The organism is Microbacterium sp. BF1 (genome assembly GCF_019279095.1).
GTDB lineage: Bacteria > Actinomycetota > Actinomycetes > Actinomycetales > Microbacteriaceae > Microbacterium > Microbacterium maritypicum.
This window is the reverse complement of the sequence record NZ_JAGYWT010000665.1, coordinates 1-1,090: the sequence shown is the minus strand read 5'-3', so window position 1 is coordinate 1,090 and position 1,090 is coordinate 1. Positions and strand designations below refer to the sequence as shown.

General features: G+C 69.4%; 1 protein-coding gene. It reads right to left on the bottom strand.

All coding sequences use genetic code 11. From position 1 onward, the window contains the following. Window positions 1–152 precede the first annotated feature (152 nt). A partial coding sequence (locus KZA10_RS15850) for an FAD-binding oxidoreductase (RefSeq protein ID WP_306300831.1) occupies window positions 153–1,090 on the bottom strand: 938 nt, incomplete at its 5' end.

Sequence of the window (1,090 nt, the reverse complement as noted above, 5' to 3'; positions counted from 1 at the left end):
CGAGCCGGGCCGTGTCGGCCGCGGAGCCGCCCGCATAAGCACGCACCTCGGCCCCGCGACTCCTGAGGTGCAGGACAGCGGCTTCGGCTGCCCTTCCGCCCCGCCCCTTGCCGGAGGACGGGTTCGCGAGCACCGCGATGTGCTCGGCCACGTCAGCGCGACCGCTCGATCGGGATCACGGCGCCGGGGTTGAGCACGCCGACAGGATCGAGTTCACGCTTGATGGCGGCGAGGATCCGGATGCCGGTCTCGCCGATCTCCTCACGGAGCCAGGGCGCATGATCCCTGCCGACCGCGTGGTGGTGGCTGATGGTTCCGCCCGACGCGATGATCGCATCATTGACGCGCGACTTCACGGGCTCCCACGCCCTGAGCGGATCGGAGCGGATACCGGCGAGGACGGTGAAGTAGAGCGACGCCCCCGTCGGGTAGATGTGGGACACGTGGCACATGACGTACGACTTCGCCCCGGCATCCGCGAAGCCGTCCTTGAGAGCCGCTTCGACGGCCGATCGCAGCCTCTGCAGGTTCGACCACGTGGTCGCGGTCTCCAGTGTCTCGCAGAAGACTCCGGCGTCGAGCAGTGAATCCCTCAGGTAAGGACCGTCGAAGCGGCCCTTCAGCCAGTCCTCCGCCGCCCCCTCCCCTGCCGAGATGCCGCCGGCGGCAGCCAGCTGAGCGCTGGTACGAGCCCGTCGTTCGGCGATGCCATCACCCTCGTACACGGTCACCACGCTCGCGCCCTTCGAAAGAGCCTTGCCGATCTTGCCGACCTGCGCGAGGCTCACCGCCGTCTCCGCTTCGTCGGACAGTCGGATGACGGTGGGCCCGTTGCCCTGCTGCGCGACACGACGCAAACCCTCAGCCCCGCTGGCGAAGTCGGGGAAGGACCAGGACTCGAAGACACGCTCGCGGGGGATCGGATGCACCCGCACCCGCACCCCGGTGATGACGCCGAAGATGCCCTCCGACCCGAGGAACACCCTGATCAGGTCGGGACCCGCCGCCGAGCCGGGCGACCGTCCGAGCTCGATGTCGCCGGTCGGCGTCGCCACGCGGATTCCCGTCACCATCGAGTCGAAGCGCCCGT